The sequence below is a fragment of the Pseudomonas sp. B21-031 genome, assembly GCF_024748985.1.
GTDB classification, from domain to species: domain Bacteria; phylum Pseudomonadota; class Gammaproteobacteria; order Pseudomonadales; family Pseudomonadaceae; genus Aquipseudomonas; species Aquipseudomonas kermanshahensis.
In genome coordinates this window covers 4,198,567-4,217,973 of sequence record NZ_CP087181.1, presented here as the reverse complement: position 1 = coordinate 4,217,973, position 19,407 = coordinate 4,198,567, and the positions used below count along the sequence as shown (strand labels likewise).

18 protein-coding genes are annotated in these 19,407 nt (G+C 61.3%); 4 read left to right on the top strand and 14 right to left on the bottom strand.

From position 1 onward, the window contains the following. Positions 1–147: 147 nt before the first annotated feature. The 5 genes from pyk to gcl all read right to left on the bottom strand — a co-directional run bounded on the left by pyk (position 148) and on the right by gcl (position 6,644). Entirely contained in the window at positions 148–1,563 is a 1,416-nt protein-coding gene (gene pyk, locus LOY53_RS18735; protein ID WP_238217376.1) for a pyruvate kinase, read from the bottom strand. After that, on the bottom strand, positions 1,560–2,834 hold the full coding sequence (locus tag LOY53_RS18730; protein WP_099428673.1) for a glycerate kinase: 1,275 nt from the start codon (positions 2,832–2,834) through the stop codon (positions 1,560–1,562). The genes pyk and LOY53_RS18730 overlap by 4 nt, the downstream gene beginning before the upstream one ends. A 137-nt stretch (positions 2,835–2,971) precedes the next feature. Further along, a complete protein-coding gene (locus tag LOY53_RS18725) occupies positions 2,972–3,865 on the bottom strand; it encodes a 2-hydroxy-3-oxopropionate reductase (protein WP_099428674.1) in 894 nt (297 codons plus the stop codon). 166 nt (positions 3,866–4,031) lie between these two features. Next, positions 4,032–4,814 carry a hydroxypyruvate isomerase gene (gene hyi, locus LOY53_RS18720; RefSeq protein WP_027592969.1) on the bottom strand — a complete coding sequence of 261 codons (783 nt, stop codon included), beginning with the start codon at positions 4,812–4,814 and terminating at the stop codon, positions 4,032–4,034. 54 nt (positions 4,815–4,868) lie between these two features. Continuing rightward, positions 4,869–6,644, bottom strand: coding sequence for a glyoxylate carboligase (gene gcl / locus LOY53_RS18715; protein WP_027592968.1), 1,776 nt, complete (start codon positions 6,642–6,644; stop codon positions 4,869–4,871). Positions 6,645–6,901: 257 nt separating this feature from the next. Between gcl and LOY53_RS18710 the strand changes: the two genes are divergently transcribed. Next, positions 6,902–7,342 (top strand): heme-binding protein, encoded by a 441-nt coding sequence (locus tag LOY53_RS18710; protein ID WP_027592967.1) that lies wholly within the window; start codon positions 6,902–6,904, stop codon positions 7,340–7,342. A gap of 135 nt (positions 7,343–7,477) precedes the next feature. Here LOY53_RS18710 and LOY53_RS18705 read toward each other — a convergent pair whose 3' ends face one another. Then, positions 7,478–8,089: a TetR/AcrR family transcriptional regulator gene (locus LOY53_RS18705; RefSeq protein ID WP_099428678.1), complete on the bottom strand. Its 612-nt coding sequence runs from the start codon at positions 8,087–8,089 to the stop codon at positions 7,478–7,480. A gap of 130 nt (positions 8,090–8,219) precedes the next feature. Between LOY53_RS18705 and LOY53_RS18700 the strand changes: the two genes are divergently transcribed. Beyond that, positions 8,220–9,128: a DUF808 domain-containing protein gene (locus LOY53_RS18700; RefSeq protein ID WP_258703128.1), complete on the top strand. Its 909-nt coding sequence runs from the start codon at positions 8,220–8,222 to the stop codon at positions 9,126–9,128. Here the strand turns inward: LOY53_RS18700 and LOY53_RS18695 are convergent. Next, positions 9,118–11,061 carry an LTA synthase family protein gene (locus tag LOY53_RS18695; RefSeq protein ID WP_258703127.1) on the bottom strand — a complete coding sequence of 648 codons (1,944 nt, stop codon included), beginning with the start codon at positions 11,059–11,061 and terminating at the stop codon, positions 9,118–9,120. The genes LOY53_RS18700 and LOY53_RS18695 overlap by 11 nt on opposite strands. Before the next feature lie 152 nt (positions 11,062–11,213). Here LOY53_RS18695 and LOY53_RS18690 point away from each other — a divergent pair, with 152 nt between their 5' ends. Next, positions 11,214–11,528, top strand: a complete 315-nt coding sequence (locus LOY53_RS18690; RefSeq protein ID WP_258703126.1) for a hypothetical protein — start codon at positions 11,214–11,216, stop codon at positions 11,526–11,528. Between the two features lie 65 nt (positions 11,529–11,593). On the opposite strand, the gene LOY53_RS18685 is transcribed toward LOY53_RS18690, so the two are convergent. The 7 genes from LOY53_RS18685 to puuE form a co-directional block, all read right to left on the bottom strand. Then, entirely contained in the window at positions 11,594–12,376 is a 783-nt protein-coding gene (locus LOY53_RS18685) for an outer membrane protein OmpK (protein WP_027592962.1), read from the bottom strand. Positions 12,377–12,729: 353 nt separating this feature from the next. Next, a complete protein-coding gene (locus LOY53_RS18680; protein ID WP_258703125.1) occupies positions 12,730–13,515 on the bottom strand; it encodes an outer membrane protein OmpK in 786 nt (261 codons plus the stop codon). A 143-nt stretch (positions 13,516–13,658) separates the two neighbouring features. Then, positions 13,659–15,014: a nucleobase:cation symporter-2 family protein gene (locus tag LOY53_RS18675; protein WP_027592960.1), complete on the bottom strand. Its 1,356-nt coding sequence runs from the start codon at positions 15,012–15,014 to the stop codon at positions 13,659–13,661. A gap of 163 nt (positions 15,015–15,177) precedes the next feature. Further along, positions 15,178–16,494: a urate hydroxylase PuuD gene (locus LOY53_RS18670; protein ID WP_027592959.1), complete on the bottom strand. Its 1,317-nt coding sequence runs from the start codon at positions 16,492–16,494 to the stop codon at positions 15,178–15,180. A 43-nt stretch (positions 16,495–16,537) separates the two neighbouring features. Continuing rightward, the gene (locus LOY53_RS18665) at positions 16,538–17,041 is read right to left on the bottom strand and encodes an ureidoglycolate lyase (RefSeq protein WP_027592958.1); all 504 of its coding nucleotides are present in this window, start codon (positions 17,039–17,041) and stop codon (positions 16,538–16,540) included. 49 nt (positions 17,042–17,090) lie between these two features. Further along, the gene (gene uraD, locus LOY53_RS18660) at positions 17,091–17,606 is read right to left on the bottom strand and encodes a 2-oxo-4-hydroxy-4-carboxy-5-ureidoimidazoline decarboxylase (RefSeq protein ID WP_027592957.1); all 516 of its coding nucleotides are present in this window, start codon (positions 17,604–17,606) and stop codon (positions 17,091–17,093) included. Continuing rightward, a complete protein-coding gene (gene puuE, locus LOY53_RS18655) occupies positions 17,606–18,532 on the bottom strand; it encodes an allantoinase PuuE (RefSeq protein WP_027592956.1) in 927 nt (308 codons plus the stop codon). Before puuE ends, uraD begins: the two co-directional genes overlap by 1 nt. Before the next feature lie 375 nt (positions 18,533–18,907). On the opposite strand from puuE, the gene uraH reads away from it, so the two are divergent. Next, on the top strand, positions 18,908–19,261 hold the full coding sequence (gene uraH / locus LOY53_RS18650) for a hydroxyisourate hydrolase (RefSeq protein WP_027592955.1): 354 nt from the start codon (positions 18,908–18,910) through the stop codon (positions 19,259–19,261). Positions 19,262–19,407: the final 146 nt, after the last annotated feature.

Genomic DNA, 19,407 nt, shown 5'->3' with positions numbered 1-19,407 from the left:
CTTTGGGCCTCGGGTTTTCCGCAGGTTTGTTGGATCGGTGTTAGCGGAGGGCTTTGCCCTCCAATCGCAGGCAAGCCAGCGCCTACAGGGGCCGCGCACGGCCGTGAATCTGTGGGAGCGGGCTTGCCGCGCGAAAGGGCCTCAGCGTTAGACCAAGGTCTCGATCCGCAGCGTATTAGTCGAACCCGGCTTGCCGAAAGGCACACCGGCGGTGATCAACAGCGTGTCCCCGCGGCTGGCCATGCCTTGTGCCTGGGCAATTTCCAAGGCGGTCGAGCAGATTTCGTCAACCTGACGCAGGCGGTCGTTGACCACCGAATGCACACCCCAGGCCACGCTCAGGCGGCGTGCCGTGTTCAGGTTCGGCGTCAGGTTGAGGATCGGCGCCCGTGGTCGCTCGCGCGCGGCACGCAGCGTCGAGGCGCCCGACTCGCTGTAGTTGACCAGCACCGCTACCGGCAGAATGCCGCTGATACGGCGGATCGCGCAGCTGATGGCGTCCGACACGGTGGCTTCGGCTTTCGGCCGGCCAACGTCAAGCTGTGCCTGGTAGTCGGGGCCGTTTTCCACTTGGCGGATGATCTTGCTCATCATCTGCACGGCTTCCAACGGGTAGTCGCCCGACGCGGTCTCGGCCGACAGCATCACCGCATCAGCACCCTCGGCCACAGCGTTGGCCACGTCGGTGACCTCGGCGCGGGTGGGCGCAGGCGAGAAGCGCATGGATTCGAGCATCTGCGTGGCCACCACCACCGGTTTACCCAGTTGGCGGCAGGTACCGATGATGCGCTTCTGGATCTGCGGCACGCTTTCGGCGGGTACTTCCACGCCCAGGTCACCGCGGGCCACCATGATCGCGTCTGCCAGTTCGGCGATAGCCTGCAGCTGTTCGACCGCCGAGGGCTTCTCGATCTTGGCCATCAGGTAGGCACGGTCGCCAATCAGCTGGCGCGCCTCGACGATGTCTTCAGGGCGCTGCACGAATGACAGGGCCACCCAGTCAACTCCCAGCTCCAGGCCGAAGGCCAGGTCGCGGCGGTCCTTCTCGGTGAGCGGGGAGAGGTCGAGCACCGCTTGCGGCACGTTGACGCCCTTGCGGTCGGACAGTTCGCCACCGTTCAGCACTTCGGTGTCGATGGCGTCACTGTGCTTGGCGGTCACGCGCAGGCGCAACTTGCCGTCATCAAGCAGCAGGTCCATGCCGGGTTCCAGCGCAGCGATGATCTCTGGGTGCGGCAGGTTGACCCGGCGGCTGTCGCCTGGTGCCTTGTCCAAGTCCAGGCGCAGTGCCTGGCCACGTTGCAGTTGCACCTTGCCTTCAGCAAAGCGGCCCACGCGCAGCTTTGGCCCTTGCAGGTCCATGAGGATGCCCAGCGGGTAATTCAGCTGTTGCTCGACTTCGCGGATCCACTGGTAGCGCAGGGCATGGTCGGCGTGTTCGCCGTGGCTGAAGTTGAGGCGGAAGATGTTCACCCCGGCTTCGACCAGTTGGCGGATGTCGTCGATGCCGTTGATCGCAGGGCCGAGGGTGGCGAGGATTTTGACTTTTTTATCAGGCGTCATGATTGCGGAGTCTCGAGGATCAGAATGGCGCGGAAGTCGTTGACGTTGGTGCGTGTCGGCTCGGTGACGATCAACGCATCGAGCGCGGCGAAGTAGCCGTAGCCGTTGTTGTTGTCCAGCTCGTCACTGGCTGACAGGCCCAAGGCTTCGGCGCGGGCATAGCTGCACGGGGTCATGAAGGCGCCGGCGTTTTCTTCGGAGCCATCGATGCCGTCGGTATCACCGGCCAGCGCGTACACGCCCGGCAGGCCCTTGAGGTTTTCGGTGAGGCTGAGCAGGAACTCGGCATTGCGCCCGCCGCGGCCGTTGCCGCGTACGGTGACGGTGGTTTCGCCACCCGACAGGATCACGCACGGTGCCTTGAGGGGCTGGCCGTGCAGGACGATCTGCCGGGCAATGCCAGCATGCACCTTGGCCACCTCACGCGACTCGCCTTCCAGGTCGCCCAGAATCAGCGGGCTGAAGCCAGCCTGGCGCGCTTTGACGGCGGCGGCTTCCAGCGATTGCTGGGGCTTGGCGATCAGTTGGAAATGGCTGCGGGCCAAGGCCGGGTCATCGGCCTTGACGGTTTCCGAGGCCGGGTTGTTGAGCCAATCGATGACGGCCTTGGGCGCTTCGATGTTGTAACGCTTGAGGATGGCCAGGGCGTCGGCGCTGGTGCTTGGGTCGGCGACGGTGGGGCCGGAGGCGATGACCGTGGCCAGGTCGCCCGGTACATCGGAAATGGCATAGGTGTAGACCGTGGCTGGCCAGCAGGCCTTGGCCAGGCGGCCACCCTTGATCGCCGAGAGGTGCTTGCGCACGCAGTTCATCTCGCCGATGGTGGCGCCGGACTTGAGCAGCGCCTTGTTGATGTGTTGCTTGTCGGCCAGGGTCAGGCCTTCGGCGGGCAGTGCCAGCAGTGCCGAACCACCGCCAGAGAGCAGGAAGATGACACGGTCGTCTTCGTTCAGGTTGCTGACCAGCTCCAGCACGCGCTTGGCCACGGCCAGGCCGGCGGCATCGGGGACCGGGTGAGCGGCTTCGACCACCTCGATTTTCTGGCAGTTGGCGCCGTGGCCGTAACGGGTGACGACGAGGCCGGACACTTCGCCCTGCCAGCTTTTCTCGACCACTTCAGCCATGGCGGCTGCGGCCTTGCCGGCGCCGATGACGATGACCCGGCCGCTACGGTCGGCGGGCAGGTAAGGTTCGAGGACTTGGCGCGGGTGGGCGGCGGCGATGGCTGTGTCGAACAGCTCGCGAAGAATTTTTTGCGGATCGACCGACATGGCAGGCTCCCAAATTATTGTTGTTCTGCAGAATCGAAAACGCCCCTGGAACTGCCTCCGTGCAGGCCGAACCAGGGGCGGGTGTTGCTCGGTGTTGGCTTCTTCGCGGGCAAGCCCGCGAATGGGCCAATGGATGCTTACTTGTCGTCGCGGATCGAGAAGTTGGCCATGTGCTCCAGGCCTTTGATCAGCGCCGAGTGGTCCCAGTTGCCGCCACCCAGGGCCTGGCAGGTGTTGAACACTTGCTGGGCGTTGGAGGTGTTGGGCAGGTTGATGCCCAGCTCCTTGGCGCCTTGCAGGGCCAGGTTCAGGTCCTTCTGGTGCAGGTTAATGCGGAAGCCTGGGTCGAAAGTGCCTTTGATCATGCGCTCGGCGTGCACTTCGAGGATTTTCGACGACGCGAAGCCGCCCATCAGTGCTTCACGCACCTTGGCCGGGTCGGCGCCGTTCTTGGCGGCGAACAGCAGGGCTTCGGCAACCGCCTGGATGTTCAGCGCAACGATGATCTGGTTGGCCACCTTGGCGGTCTGGCCGTCGCCGTTGCCACCCACGCGGGTGATGTTCTTGCCCATGGCTTCGAACAGCGGCAGGGCGCGCTCGAAGGCTTTCGGGCAGCCACCGACCATGATGCTCAGGGTCGCGGCCTTGGCGCCGACTTCACCGCCGGACACCGGGGCGTCCAGGTAGGCGGCGCCGGTGGCTTTGATCTTCTCGGCGAAGGCTTTAGTAGCGGTTGGCGAGATCGAGCTCATGTCGATCACGACCTTGTTCGGGCCGACACCTTCGGCCACGCCGTTCTCACCGAACAGGACGGCTTCCACCTGCGGGGTGTCGGGGACCATGACGATGATGAATTCAGCTTCCTGAGCCACTTCTTTCGGGTTGGCCAGGGCCACCGCGCCAGCGGCGATCAGGTCGGCCGGGGCGGCGTCGTGGTGGGTGGAAACGAACAGGCTGTGACCTGCTTTTTGCAGGTTCTGAGCCATGGGCTTGCCCATGATGCCGGTGCCGATAAAGCCGATTTTAGCCATGAGAGATTACCTCGTTGTATTTGTTGAATCTCGATGGAGCAGGCAACGCAGGCCCTTGTGGGAGCAGCCTTGTGCTGCGAAGAGGCCGGTATGACAGGCGGATCTTCTAGCGCAGCGATGGCCTCTTCGCAGCACAAGGCTGCTCCTACAACGTGCGTATGCGCCCTTAAATCGCGTTGTGGGTCTTCAGCCAGCCCAGGCCCGCTTCAGTGGTGGTCAGCGGCTTGTACTCTGCGCCCACCCAACCCTGGTAGCCGATGCGGTCCAGGTGCTCGAACAGGAAGCGGTAGTTGATCTCGCCGGTGCCTGGCTCGTTGCGGCCTGGGTTGTCGGCCAGTTGGATGTGGTTGATCAGTTTCAGGTTGGCTTCCATCGTGCGAGCCAAGTCACCTTCCATGATCTGCATGTGGTAGATGTCGTACTGCAGGAACAGGTTGTCGCTGCCGACTTCGGCCTGGATTTCCAGGGCTTGCTTCGTGGTATTCAGGTAGAAGCCTGGGATGTCGCGGGTGTTGATCATTTCCATGACCAGGCGGATCCCGGCGGCTTTCAGTTTTTCGGCGGCAAACTTCAGGTTGTCGACGAAGGTCTTGCGTACGTCGGCGCATTGCAGGCCTTGCGGGCGGATGCCGGCCAGGGCGTTGACCTGGGTGTTGCCCAGGACCTTGGCGTATTCGATGGCCTTGTCGACACCGGCGCGGAACTCTTCAACGCGGTCAGGGTGGCAGGTGATGCCACGCTCGCCTTTGGCCCAGTCGCCGGCCGGCAGGTTGAACAGCACCTGGGTCAGGCCGTGCGCATCGAGCTGCTGCTTGATTTCAGCCGCGCTGAAATCGTACGGGAAGAGGTATTCGACGCCGCTGAAACCAGCATCGGCGGCGGCCTTGAAGCGGGCCAGGAAGTCCTGTTCGGTGAACAGCATGGACAGGTTGGCAGCGAAGCGAGGCATGAGTTGTCTCCTTGCGATGAAGGCCCCCGGGGCATGCCTGGGGGCGTCAGGCGATCAGTCCAGCATCGAGATGGCGGTTGGCGCGTCGTTGCCGACCAGGGCCAGGTCTTCAAACTCGTTGACCGCGTTGATCTCGGTGCCCATGGAAATGTTGGTCACACGCTCGAGAATCACTTCAACCACCACCGGCACGCGGAACTCTTCGGCCATCTTCTGCGCCTTGAGCAGGGCAGGGGCGATTTCGCCTGGCTCGAATACGCGGATGGCCTTGCAGCCCAGGCCTTCGACCACGGCGACGTGATCGACACCGTAGCTGGCGGCGTCGCTGGAGTTGATGTTCTCGAACGCCAGTTGTACACAGTAATCCATGTCGAAGCCACGCTGCGCCTGGCGGATCAGGCCGAGGTAGGCGTTGTTCACCAGCACGTGGACATACGGCAGGTTGAACTGCGCGCCGACTGCCAGCTCTTCGATCATGAACTGGAAGTCATAGTCACCCGACAGGGCAACCACTTTGCGCGATGGGTCGGCCTTGACCACACCCAGTGCGGCAGGGATGGTCCAGCCCAGCGGGCCAGCCTGGCCGCAGTTGATCCAGTGACGTGGCTTGTACACGTGCAGGAACTGCGCGCCGGCGATCTGCGACAGGCCGATGGTGCTGACGTAGGTGGTGTCCTTGCCGAACACCTGGTTCATCTCTTCGTACACGCGCTGCGGCTTGACCGGCACGTTGTCGAAGTGGGTCTTGCGCTGCAGGGTGGCCTTGCGCTCCTGGCAGTCTTCCAGCCAGGCCTTGCGGCACTTGAGCTTGCCAGCGGCTTTCCATTCGCGGGCCACTTCGAGGAACACGTCCAGTGCTTTACCAGCGTCCGACACGATACCCAGGTCTGGGGTGAATACGCGGCCGATTTGGGTCGGTTCGATGTCCACGTGCACGAACTTGCGGCCTTCGGTGTAGACGTCGACGGAGCCGGTGTGGCGGTTGGCCCAACGGTTACCGATGCCGAACACCAGGTCGGATTTGAGCAGGGTGGCGTTGCCGTAGCGGTGCGACGTCTGCAGGCCGACCATGCCGACCATCAGGGCGTGGTCGTCCGGGATGGTGCCCCAGCCCATCAGGGTCGGGATGACCGGTACACCGGTCAGCTCAGCGAACTCGACCAGCTTGTCGCTGGCGTCGGCGTTGATGATGCCGCCGCCTGCAACCAGCAGTGGGCGCTCGGCGTCATTGAGCATTGCCAGGGCTTTTTCGGCCTGTACACGGGTGGCGGATGGCTTGTTGACGGCCAGCGGCTCGTAGGCGTCGATGTCGAATTCGATTTCGGCCATCTGCACGTCGAACGGCAGGTCGATCAGCACAGGGCCTGGGCGGCCGGTGCGCATTTCATAGAAGGCCTTCTGGAACGCGTAAGGCACTTGGCCTGGCTCCAGCACGGTGGTCGCCCACTTGGTCACCGGCTTGACGATGCTGGTGATGTCGACGGCCTGGAAGTCTTCTTTGTGCAGACGTGCACGCGGGGCCTGGCCAGTGATGCAGAGAATTGGGATGGAGTCGGCCGACGCACTGTACAGGCCGGTGACCATGTCGGTGCCGGCAGGGCCGGAAGTGCCGATGCACACGCCGATGTTGCCTGGGTTGGCACGGGTGTAGCCCTCGGCCATGTGCGAGGCACCTTCGACGTGACGAGCGAGGACGTGATCGATGCCACCGACTTTTTTCAGGGCCGAGTACAGCGGGTTGATGGCAGCCCCTGGGATGCCGAACGCGGTATCTACACCTTCACGGCGCATGACCAGAACGGCTGCATCGATTGCTCTCATTTTGCTCATGGGTTGTGCCTCATCGATTTTGTAATTGTATACAACTTGCTGTGCGGCAGAGTGTATTCACGCCTGCCCGCTTAGGTCAATGGATTTTCATCGGGGAGAATAGCTTTCGTCGGAGCGCCCGTGAAAACGGCGTTCTGTCGGATCGAGTACGATCGTTTTAAAATATTGTATACAAAAATATCTTCTGTTGTGTTCTATTTGCGCTATTGGTTTTCAACTGCCCTTAGGGCTTCTCACAACAAGAAGAGGACCTTTTCATGAACGTTCTGAACCTGAAAGTCGCGGTAAGCCTGGTCAATGCTGCGCTGGCGGCAGGCCGCCAGATCAACGCTGCGCCGTTGACTGTGGCGGTGTTGGATGCGGGCGGGCACTTGCTGGCGCTGCAGCGCGAGGATGGCGCTAGCCTGATTCGGCCGGAAGTGGCCACCGGTAAGGCCTGGGGGGCAATTGCCCTGGGCAAGGGCTCACGCTTGTTGGCGCTGGATGCGCAGCAGCGGCCGGCGTTTTTTGCCGCGTTGAATGGGCTGGGGGAGCGGCCGGTGGTGCCGGCACCGGGGGGTGTGCTGATTCGTGATCAGGACGGCAAGGTGCTGGGTGCGGTGGGGATCAGCGGGGATACGTCGGATATCGACGAGCAATGCGCGATCAGTGCGATCGAGGCAGTTGGGTTGAAGGCGGATGCGGGGGTGGCTGCTTAAATCTCTACTGGTTGTACTGGCCTCATCGCCGGCAAGCCGGCTCCCACAGGACATTCACAGTGTTCAAAAGCTGTGCGGTCACTGTGGGAGCCGGCTTGCCGGTCATAGGGCTGCAGAGCAGCCCCACTGGCTCTATCAGGCCGCCTCAGGCTCACAGCCCTTGAGCACCAGCCGAATGATGGTCTCGGCCGCCGCGTCATAATCACTCTCGGCCAGCTTGGCCTTGCCCGTCACCGCCGAAATCTGCCAATCGAAATCGGCATAGGTCTGGGTCGCCGCCCAGATGCTGAACATCAGGTGATGCGCATCCACATTGGCGATCTGCCCGCGCTCGATCCAGCCCTGGATGCACTCGATATTGTGCCGTGCCTGCTCGTTGAGCTGCTCGACCTGGTTGGGCGACAAATGCGGCGCACCGTGCATGATCTCGCTGGCAAACACTTTGGAGGCATGCGGCAAATCGCGGGAAATGCGGATTTTCGAGCGAATGTAGGCACTCAGCACTTCTTTAGGGTCACCGTCAGCATTGAACGGCGTCGAGGCCTGCATGATCGGCGCGATGATGCTCTCCAAGACCTCGCGGTAGAGGTTGTCCTTGGATTTGAAGTAGTAATACACGTTCGGCTTGGGCAGGCCGGCCTTGGCCGCGATATCGCTGGTCTTGGTGGCGGCGAAGCCCTTGTCGGCGAATTCCTCGCTGGCCGCGCGCAGGATCAGTTCCTTGTTGCGCTCGCGAATGGTGCTCATTGTCAGGGATCTTCCTCGTGTCTGGCCACCTCTAAGAGGGATCGGGCATGTTAGCACCGCGGCTGAAGGGCGCTCAAGGCAGCGACTTTCGGCTAGACTCCGGCACATTCATTTCACGGGAAACAGGCACATGGCAGGAAGCAGTCTACTGGTACTGATCGACGATATCGCCACGGTACTCGACGACGTGTCGTTGATGACCAAGGTCGCGGCGAAAAAGACGGCCGGCGTGCTGGGGGACGATTTGGCGCTCAATGCCCAGCAGGTGACCGGCGTGCGCGCCGAACGCGAAATCCCGGTGGTCTGGGCGGTGGCCAAAGGCTCGTTCGTCAACAAGGCGATCCTGGTGCCGGCGGCGTTGCTGATCAGCGCCTTCATCCCGTGGGCGGTGACGCCGTTGCTGATGGTCGGTGGCGCATACCTGTGCTACGAGGGGTTCGAGAAGCTGGCGCATAAGTTCTTGCACAGCAAGGAAGAGGACAACGCGCAGCATGAGGCCCGCAAGGAGGCCGTGGCCGACGCCACTGTCGACCTGGTCGCCTACGAGAAGGCCAAGATCAAGGGCGCGGTGCGCACCGACTTCATCCTGTCGGCCGAGATCATTGCCATCACCTTGGGGATCGTGGCGGATTCGCCGCTGCCCCAGCAGATCATCGTGCTGTCGGGCATCGCCGTCGTCATGACGGTTGGCGTTTACGGGCTGGTGGGCGGCATCGTCAAGCTCGATGACCTGGGCCTGTGGATGACCCAGAAAGCATCCAAACTATCCCAGGCGGTCGGCAACGGCATCCTGCGCGCCGCGCCCTACATGATGAAGAGCCTGTCGGTGATCGGGACGGCGGCGATGTTCTTGGTCGGCGGCGGGATTTTGGTGCATGGCATCGCGCCCCTGCATCATGCCATCGAGGCCTTCAGCGTGGGGCGCGGTGGTGGGCTGACCGTGGCCTTGCTCAACGGTGTGGCCGGTGTCGTGGCCGGGGCCGTGGTGCTGGCGGTGGTCAGCGGTATAACGAAGATGTGGCGCGCCTTCAGGGGCTGACGACCACGCCGCTTTCCTCCGGCTTCCAGGCCAGCAGGCCCTTGCTGAAGCCGTAGGCGGCGCTCTGGTAGTAGGCAATGGCCCGGCGTACCAACAGGTTGTCGTTGCCCACGGTGGTTTCATGGCTGTTGCCCAAGGCGTCTTCATGCACGCGCATGCCACCGCGTGGGCTGAGGATGGCCAGGTTTTTGCCGTCGAACAGGCCCAGGTGCTGGTAGTTGCCGATCAGTACGCGAGGTGGCAGTGCATCTTCCTTTAGCAGGTCGCGGCCGAAAAAGGTCGAGGTGTAGTCAAGGTTGAGCAAGCCGAGCACGGTCGGCGCCAGGTCGATCTGGCTGGCCAGCTTGGCGTCCTCTCGGGGCGCGATGAGCTTGGGTGCATAGATCCACAACGGGATCTGGTAATTGCTCACCGGCAGGTCTTCCACGCCAGCGCTGCCAGCGGTGTGGTCGGCGACGAAGATGAACAGCGTGTTGTCGAACCACGGCTTGTGCTTGGCCGCCTGTAGGAACTGCGCGATGGCATGGTCGGTGTACTTCACCGCACCTTCACGGCCATCACCGGATGGAATGTCGATGCGGCCTTCCGGGTAGGTGTAGGGGCGATGGTTGGACGTGGTCATCAGTTGCAGGAAGAACGGCTGCTGCTTGGCATGGTCAGCGTCGGCCAGCTTCAGGGTTTGCCGATACAGGTCTTCATCAGCCATGCCCCAGGCGTTCTTGAAGCTGATTTCGCTTTCATCGATGCTGCTCTGGTCGACGATGCGATAGCCATTGCCACTGAAGAACGCGTTCATGTTGTCGAAGTAGCCGCGCCCACCGTAGACGAACACGGCATCGTAGCCCCTGGCCGTCAACTGCTGGCCGAGGCTGGCATAGCCGCTTTCGCGACCGATGCGCTTGACGATCGAGCGCCCCGGGGTTGGCGGAATCGACAGGGTGATGGCTTCCAGGCCGCGGTCGGTGCGGGTGCCGGTAGCGTAGAAATTGTTGAAGTACAGGCTCTCGCGGCGCAAGGCGTCGAGGTTGGGCGTGAGGTTGCGTGCGTCGCCGTTGCTGCCCATGTATTTGGCGCTGAAGCTTTCGATGGTCACCAGGATGATGTTCGGGGTGCGCTGTGGGCCATGGGCGCTGATGTGGCGGCGAATGTCCTGTGGCTCCTGGCCCTGGAAGCGGACGTCGGGTTCGGCCAGTTCCTGATGCATGTGCGCGCCGACGTCCGCTGCGTCGAGGCTGGCATAGAACTGCGTGTAGTCCAGTTCATTGTTACGGAAGGCGGCGAAGAACTGATACGGGCCATTGCTGGCCAGCTCGCGCTGGTAGGCGTTGCCGCCTTGGCCGCGCGGAAACTGCTGATCGATTACCACCCCATTCAGGCCAGCCAGCGCCGCCAGCAGGGCAATGCCCAATACGCGTTGACGCACGCTCGCGGCGGGGGCGGTTAGGGCCTGGGCCAGCGGTTTGCGCAGCAGCACCGCCAGTACCACTGCGACCAACGCGATGGCGCTGAGCAGCGTGGGCAATGGGTAGGATTCGCGGATGTTGTCCAGTACTTCCTTGGAGTAGACCAGGTAGTCGACGGCGATGAAGTTGAAGCGCACACCGAATTCGTCCCAGAAAAGCCATTCCGACACTGCGACGAACAGCATCACGAACAGGCTGACCACCAGCAGCCCGGTCAGCAGCCCACGATGGGCGCGCGTACGCCACAGCGAGGTCGGGCAAAGCGCCAGGCATACGCCGATTGGCAGGGCAGCATAGACAAGAAAACTCAGGTCGTAGATTGCCCCGTCAAAAAACAATGAGAAGTAATTACCACTGACTTCATCCAGATGGGTTACCAGCAATACCAACCGCGTCAGTAGGAAAATACCGAACCAGAGTGAGCAAAGTAGTACCAAGTAGCGCCAAGGGGCGGCGAGGGTAGTGCGCATCAAATAGCCCTGTTGTCTTTTTTAGTTGTGCAGAGGGCGGAAGATTAGATCAGCGGTTGCAAAAAAAATGTCAAAATTTTGCGGTGCGCACAGAGAAAGTCAGATTTATAGTTAGGCACTGTCGCTTACAGGCTTGATGGGGAGGTGTGCACATGTTCGGCAATGTATTGACCTACGACGCCTATCACTTGGCGTTGTATCTGATCACGGCGATTGCCTGGGTAAGCCTGGGCTTTGGCTTCCTGCTGCGCGGGATAGACGTGCAGGCGCTCTACAAGGGCTGCGCGATGTTCGGCGTGGCGCTGACCATCAGTGTGGTGATGCTGGTGGTGGATATCATGCAGATGCTTGAGCACCATCAGGTGGAGATGGCGTTGGTGATAGTAGGCATTGTTCTGCCGGTTGGGGTTGTTCTGACCTACAAGGCAAGTTATTTGTTGGGTAGGTTTTCTCCTAAAAACTTGTAAGAACTTTCTTACAACTTAATACGTGACAGCGTCACCGGTTAGCAACGCTGTCACGTTTCAGCGGCTTAGAAGTGTACTTTTACCAAGAAGCTCGCTGTGTTTTGGTCAGTGGTAAAGGCATCGGAGTCCTTGATGCCGTATTTGTTCTTCCAGTAATCGTATTCAAAACCGACATACAGTTGCTTCTCACCCAGGTGCAACGCCTTGCCCAGGTCATATTTGACCTGTGGGTTGAAGTGCAGGTTGGCTTGGTAGGTGCCGCGACGGTTCTCGTCGTTGTCCACCACCCAGTCCATGAAGCCGTCGATGAGGATGTCGGACGAGCCGACTGGAATGGTGTAGGACCAGACCGGGGTAATCTGCCAGACGTTGTCACCCGCGCGGCTGCCGTCGGTGGTGCGCTGGTAGAAGTTCAGCTGGAAGTAGTCGAAGCCTGGGATGTCCAGGTCGAAGCCCGGGCCGATCAGGTAGGACTCGGTATCACCCTCGCCGAACTCGTAGGTCATCGCCAGCAGCACGTCCTTGACCGGGCCGAACGCCAGCTTCTGGTCGAAGATCTTGCCAAACGACAGGCGCGGGCTGATTTCACCGTAGTAGGTGTTGGGGCCGTTACCCGCGTCTTTCTTGCCTTGGTAGAAGATCTTGTCGACGAAAATGAAGTTGTCGCCGTACTTCCAGCCATCGGCGTGCTCGAAGGTCACGGTTTGCTGGATCTCGGGGTTGACCTTGAAGTTCTTGCCCCACAGGTAGGTGAGGCTGTTGTTCTGCCACTGCAGCAGGTCGCCGCCGAAGGTGGTGCCGCAGGCCAGCAGGCCGCCGGCGAGGATCAGGCTGTTGATGGTACGCATTGCGAGTGTCGCTCCCTTGATTGATCTGTTGTCAGCGCTCGGTGTTGGCGCTGTTTTTGTCTTTTGAGTCAGCTTTTTTCGATAGGCCACAGCTGTTTGGCAAGAGCTGAGCCAACTTTTCCGGGCTGGCACAACCTTCCTGCTCGACTTCGTTCTGAACGGATGAAAAGGGTCTTTCAGGCTGGCAACACGTTGGCCAACCGCCCGTATTCATTGACTGAGCGGTCAGTAAACGCAGGCAGAATCCGTTCTGCCCTGATCGAGGGGGCGCGCAGATTACTGGCTTGCGCGCCGGTCCTCAAGTGCTCCGTCCTGGAGCGGTGTGAATCAAACTTGTGCGTTTGGTCAGGTTATTAGAAATGGACTTTGATCAAGGCGCTTGCAACGCTCTGGTTGCTGTCCACATTGCCACGGCTGTCGATGCCGTATTTGTCCTTCCAGTAGCTGTATTCAAAGCCCACGTACAGCTGCTTGGCACCCAGGTTCAGGGCCTTGCCCAGGTCGTACTTGACCTGCGGGTTGAACTGCAAGTTGGCGTGGTAGGTGCCACGGCGGGTCTGGTCGTTGTCCACGACCCAGTCCATGTAGCCGTCGATGAGGATGTCGGACCTGCCCACGGGAATGGTGTACGACCAGGCCGGGGTGATCTGCCAGACGTTGTCGCCGGGGCGGCTGCCCTCGGTGTTGCGCACGTAGAAGTTCAAGGTGAAGTAGTTGAAGCCGGGGACGGCCAGGTCGAAGCCGGGGCCGATCAGGTAAGCCTCGTTGTCGCCTTCGCCACGCTCGTAGGTCATGGCGATGAGCACGTCTTTGATCGGGCCGAACTCAAACCTGTGGCCGGTCATCTTGCCAAGCGACAGGCGTGGGCTGAACTCACCGTAGTAGGTGGTCACGCCTTTGCTGCGGTCGGCCTTGCCGTTGTAGAAAATCTTGTCGACGAACATGAAGGTGTCGCCGTACTTCCATTTGTTGGCGTGCTCGAACGTGATGGTCTGCTGAATATCAGGGTTGACCTTGAAGTCCTTGCCGTACAGGTAGCTCAGGCTTTCGCCGTGCCATTGCAGCCATTCGCCTGCATGCGAGGGGAGGGTGGCCAGCAGGCTGCTGCCCAATAACAGGGACGTGGTGATGCGCTTCATGTCGTGATTCCCGGACTTATTGTTTTTGTTGGCGGTTTTTTTAGCGCGCAGGGGCGCCCCGAGCGGCCCATTCCGGCGGGCCGACGGTGTAGCGGTTACTGCGGGTGTGAGAGAGGGGCGGCCATTGCACCGCCCCGTCTGGCTCAGTGCTGGTGACAGGCGTCGTTATGCGCTGCGCGGTCGGCACCACCGAGGATGTTGAACAGCACGTTCAACACCAAGGCGCTGACCGTGGCCATGGCGATGCCACTGTGGGTGATCGGTTCCATCCACTGGGGCATCTGTGCGAAGAACTCCGGGCGTACCACGGGGATCAGCCCGAAACCGACACTCACCGCAACCAGCAGCTGGTTGCGACGGTCGCCGATGTCTGCTTCCTGAAGGATTTTGATCCCGGTGGCGGTGACCATGCCGAACATGGCGATGGACGCGCCGCCCAGTACCGCAGGCGGGATCGAAGCAATCAGGAAGGCCGCCTTGGGCAGCAGGCTGAGCAGGATCAACAGCGCGCCGGCCACCACGGTGACGTAGCGGCAGCGTACCCCGGTCATCTGCACCAGGCCGATGTTCTGGGCGAACGATGAGTGGGTGAAGGTGTTGAAGAAGCCCGCGACAAACGACGCGCCGGCATCGCACAGCAGGCCGCGACGCAGCATGCCAGGCGTGACTTCACGATCGGTCACCTTGCCCAGGGCGAGGAACATGCCCGTGGACTCGACGAAGATGATCACCACCACCAGGCACATCGACAGGATCGGTGCCAGGCTGAAGGTTGGCATGCCGAAGTGCAGTGGGGTGACCACTTGCAGCCACGGTGCGTCTTTCAGGCCGGTCAGGTCGACCATGCCGATGGAGCCGGCGAGGATGTAACCCAGGCCCATGCCCACCAACACCGAAACGTTGACCCAAAAGCCACGCATGAAGCGGTTGATGAGCAGGATCACAGCCAGTACCAGGCCTGCGACCATCAGGTAGATGGGCGAGCCGAAGGCTTCTGCCTCATGGCCGCCACCGGCCCAGTTGACCGCGACCGGGAACAGCGACAGGCCGATCGAGGTGATGACGGTACCGGTAACCAGGGGCGGGAAGAAGCGTACGACCTTGGACATGAACGGTGCGATCAGCATGCCGAAGAACCCGGCGGCGATGGTCGCGCCGAAGATCCCCTGCAGGCCGACGCCGGGCATGCCGGCCATGGCCACCATGCTGCCGACGGCAGCGAAGCTGGCGCCCATCATCACGGGCATGCGGATGCCCACCGGGCCGATACCGAACGACTGGATGATGGTAGCGACGCCTGCGACCAGCAGGTCGGCGTTGATCAGGAAGGCGACTTCTTCACGGGACAATCCGGCGGCTTGGCCAATGATCAAAGGCACGGCAATCGCGCCTCCGTACATCAACAGTACATGTTGCAGGCCTACCAGGATCAGTTGGAACAGGGGCAGAGGCTGACGCGGCGGCGCAACGGGAATGTACGCCTTGCGTGACTCGGACATGCAGCACCTCGAGTTTTGTTTTTATTCTCGGATCCAAGCGCCAGGCTGCAGGCCTGGGCGCTCGATGCTTGCTAGTTGCGTATTGCCTTGAAACAGAGGCCGGACAGGCCGGCCTCTTCGCGGGTAAACCCGCTCCCACCGGGAACGGTGTGTGCCCGATGGGTCAGTTGACCGGGGCGCCTTTGGCGATCCAGTCACCGACGAGCTTGCGCTCTTCGGTGGTCATCTGGGTGATGTTGCCCAACGGCATGATCTGGCTGGCGACCGCTTGCGCCTGGATGCGCGCGGCTTGGGCCTGGATCTGCTGCGGGGTGTCGAACATCACGCCAGCAGGGGCGGCGCTGAACAGTGGGCTGGTCGGCTTGGACGAGTGGCACACGGTGCAGCGTTCCTGGATGACATTGTGGATCTTGTCGAAGCTGTCGCCGCTTGCCTGGGCAGTGGCTGGCGCCGGTGCCGCAGGGGCTTCGGCGGGCTTGCTGGCCTCCTCGGCGCGCAGCTCGGCAGCCGTCTTGCCGCCGACGGCGGTGGCGGGCAGCGGTTGGTACTCGATCTTCGCGGCTGCTTGCTCAGGGCTGACGGCCATCGGCTTGGGGCCGGTGACGTAGGCCAGGCAGATCATCGCCAGAGCGCCGACGGGCAGGGTCCAGGCGTACTTGCTGCTGTCGTGACGGGTGTTGAAGTAGTGACGGATCAATACCGCCGCCACTGCAATGCCGGCCAGGATCAGCCAGTTGTACTGGCTGCCGTAGGTGCTCGGGAAGTGGTTGCTGATCATGATGAACAGCACCGGCAGGGTGAAGTAGTTGTTGTGACGCGAACGCAGCAGGCCTTTGGCCGGCAGGCGTGGGTCAGGCGTGGTGTTGTTCTCGATTGCAGCCACCAGCTGGCGCTGGGCCGGCATGATGATGCGGAACACGTTGCCGACCATGATGGTGCCGATGATCGCGCCGGTGTGCAGGTATGCGCCACGGCCGCTGAATACCAGGCTGAAGCCCCAGCACGCAGCGATGATCAGCACGAACAGCACGCCACCCAGCAATGCCGGGCGCTTGCCCAGCGGCGAGTCGCAGAGCAGGTCGTAGATGAACCAGCCGGCCACCAGCGAACCGATACCAATGGCCACGCCCTCGGCACCGCTCAGGGTGCTGCCAGGGGCCAGCAGGTACAGGGTCGGGTTCCAGTAGAACACCACGCACAGCAAGGCGATACCGGACATCCAGGTGAAGTAGGCTTCCCATTTGAACCAGTGCAGGTTCTCGGGCATTTTCGGGGGTGCCAGCTTGTACTTTTCAAGGTGGTAGATACCACCGCCGTGGATGGCCCAAAGGTCACCCGACAGCCCGTCACGCGGATTGCTCCGGTTCAGGTTGTTTTCCAGCCAGACGAAGTAGAACGATGCACCGATCCAGGCGACACCGGTGATCATGTGAACCCAGCGAATGCTCAGGTTCAGCCATTCGTGAAGGTGTGCTTCCACAGTATGTACCTCTGCCGATCACCTTACGATGATCGACCTTTTCTTATTGGTGGGGATTGAGGATCAGCATCTGTTCCTCGGTGAAGTAATGCTCATCGCAGTTGTTGCCAGAACCACTGCGATCAACCACCAGGAAATCATCCCGCTTTTCGATCGTAAGCACCGGGTGGTGCCAAACGCCGCGATGGTAATTGATGCCCTGCCTGCCGTTACTGCGGAAGGCGCGGACCAAGCCTGATACAGGTGCATCGCCAACGGGCGCGACCACGATCAGAAAGGGGTTGCCGAGCAGCGGGATGAAAGCCTGGCTGCCCAGCGGATGGCGTTCCAGCATGCGTACGGTCAGCGGCATGTCCAGCGCGTCGGCGCGGAAGATGCTGATGATCGCTTTGTCTTCAGGCTCGGCGGTTTCGACCGTGGCGAGCTTGTGAAAGCGCATGGTCGAGCCGTTGTTGATCATGAAGTGGTCGCTGCCATCGGTTTCGATCACGTCACCGAAGGGGGCGAAGGCTTCTTTGGTCAGGGGCTCGATCATCAGGGTGCGCATGCGGTTATCTCTTCTATTGTTCGTTTTCTGAATGAGGTTCGGCTGTTGCTTACAGCTGCAGCAGACGGAACAAGGCGATCAGGTTGATCTGCGCCAGGGCTTCCTTGAATTCGGCATCCGCGTCGTTGTGGATGCGTTTCTCGAAAGCGGCGAGGATCTGGTGCCGGTTGCTACCCTTCACGGCCATGATGAAGGGGAACTGGAACTTGGCCTTGTAGGCGTCGTTGAGTTCGGTGAAACGGGCGAACTCTTCGGCGGTGCACTGGTGGATACCGGCGCCGGCCTGCTCGTTGGTGCTCGATTCGGTCAACTCGCCCTGGATGGCGGCTTTGCCGGCCAGGTCCGGGTGAGCGTTGATCAGCGCCAGCTGGTCGGCGTGGTTGGCGCTGAGCAGGATGTCGCTCATGCGCTGGTGCAGCACTTCGATCTCGTCCAGCTCGCTCAGGTTGCCCAGGCCATAGGCTTTTTCAGCGACCCACGGCGAGTGCTCGTAGATGTCGGCGAAGGCGGCGACGAAGGCGTCGCGGCCCAGGGTCGATGGCGTGAGGGTCTTGAAAGCGGTCATCAGGCGTTCTCTTTCTTGTACGGGTGGGTGGTGTGCCAGTGGCGGGCGATGTCCGCGCGACGGGCGAACCAGACCTGGTCATGGCTCTTGGCGTAGTCGACGAAGCGCTTGAGCGCGGCCAGGCGCGCCGGGCGGCCGACCAGCCGGCAGTGCAGGCCGATGGAGAGCATCTTCGGCGCTTCGGCGCCTTCGGCGTACAGCACATCGAAGGCGTCCTTGAGGTACTGGAAGAACTGCTCGCCGCAGTTGAAGCCTTGTACCTGGGTGAAGCGCATGTCGTTGGTATCCAGGGTGTAGGGGATCACCAGGTGCGGCTTGCCGGTGGGGTTGTTCGGCTCCCAGTAGGGCAGGTCGTCGTCGTAGGTGTCGCTGTCATAGAGGAAACCACCTTCCTCCATCACCAGGCGGCGGGTGTTCGGGCCGGTGCGGCCGGTGTACCAGCCCACAGGGCGCTCGCCGGTCAGTTCGGTGAGGATGCGGATGGCTTCGAGCATGTGCTCGCGCTCTTGTGCCTCGTCCATGTTCTGGTAGTCGATCCAGCGGTAGCCGTGGCTGCAGATCTCGTGGCCGGCTTCGACCATGGCGCGGATCACATCCGGGTGGCGCTGGGCGGCCATGGCCACGGCGAACACGGTCAGCGGTACGCCGCTGTCCTTGAACAGCTTGAGCAGGCGCCACACGCCGGCACGGCTGCCGTATTCGTACAGCGACTCCATGCTCATGTTGCGTTGGCCCTGCAACGGCTGGGCGGCGACCATCTCGGACAGGAAGGCTTCGGACTCTTTGTCACCGTGCAGGATGTTGCGCTCGCCACCTTCTTCGTAATTGAGGACGAAAGACAGGGCAATACGGGCGTTGCCCGGCCATTGCGGGTGAGGTGGGTTGTTGCCGTAACCGATCAGGTCGCGAGGATAGTCAGCGCTCACTGCAGTCTTCCTTCTTGTGTGTTAGTGCGGGGTGGGCGGGCCGCGTCGGTATGTCGCACCACCGGATGGGCTGATTGTATACAACTTCTGAAATCTTTTGTAAGCCTGTTTTTCCGCATTTCTTCCCTTTTGTCGCCTGAGAATCCCTTGCAATAAACCTGCCTGATTGGTCAGCTAATGACGTTGGCCTCGGCACGGTGCCTGTATTTGCGACTGTTGGCGGGTTTGCCTGGGCCGCGACGGACGGGTTCAAAAAATTGTGTACAATTTGGCGATGGAATGTCTTAATAACGTCATTCCCGCACATCGCAGGCCGGTTGGCGTGATGATGGCCGTGTATTTTTTGCCCACAGATTGAACAAGAGGCGACAAGCAATGGGACGTTTGACCACACACGTACTGGATGCCGCGCATGGCTGCCCGGGCAGCTCGATCAAGGTCGAGTTGTACCGTGTCGAAGGCCAACAGCTGGAGCTGGTGAACACCGCCCTGACCAACAGCGATGGCCGTGTTGATGCGCCGTTGCTGCAAGGTGACGATTACCGCACGGGCGTTTACCAGTTGCAGTTCAGCGCTGGCGATTACTACCGCGCTCGCGGTGTGCAACTGCCGGCCCAGGCGTTTTTGGATGTTGTCGTGCTGCGCTTTGGCATCGACGAGAAACAGGAGCATTACCACGTGCCGCTGCTGATCTCGCCGTACAGCTATTCGACCTATCGCGGAAGCTAGTTGGTCGCTAGAAGAATCTTCGTAGGTCCTTTGGCCCGCTCTCACACTGGCGGGCTTTTTTTCGTCTGGTGTTTTTGTATCTACAGGTGAATTGCACTGCGCGACTGACATTTTTACCAGTGGGCTCTTTGGGGAGGGGTTGAGAA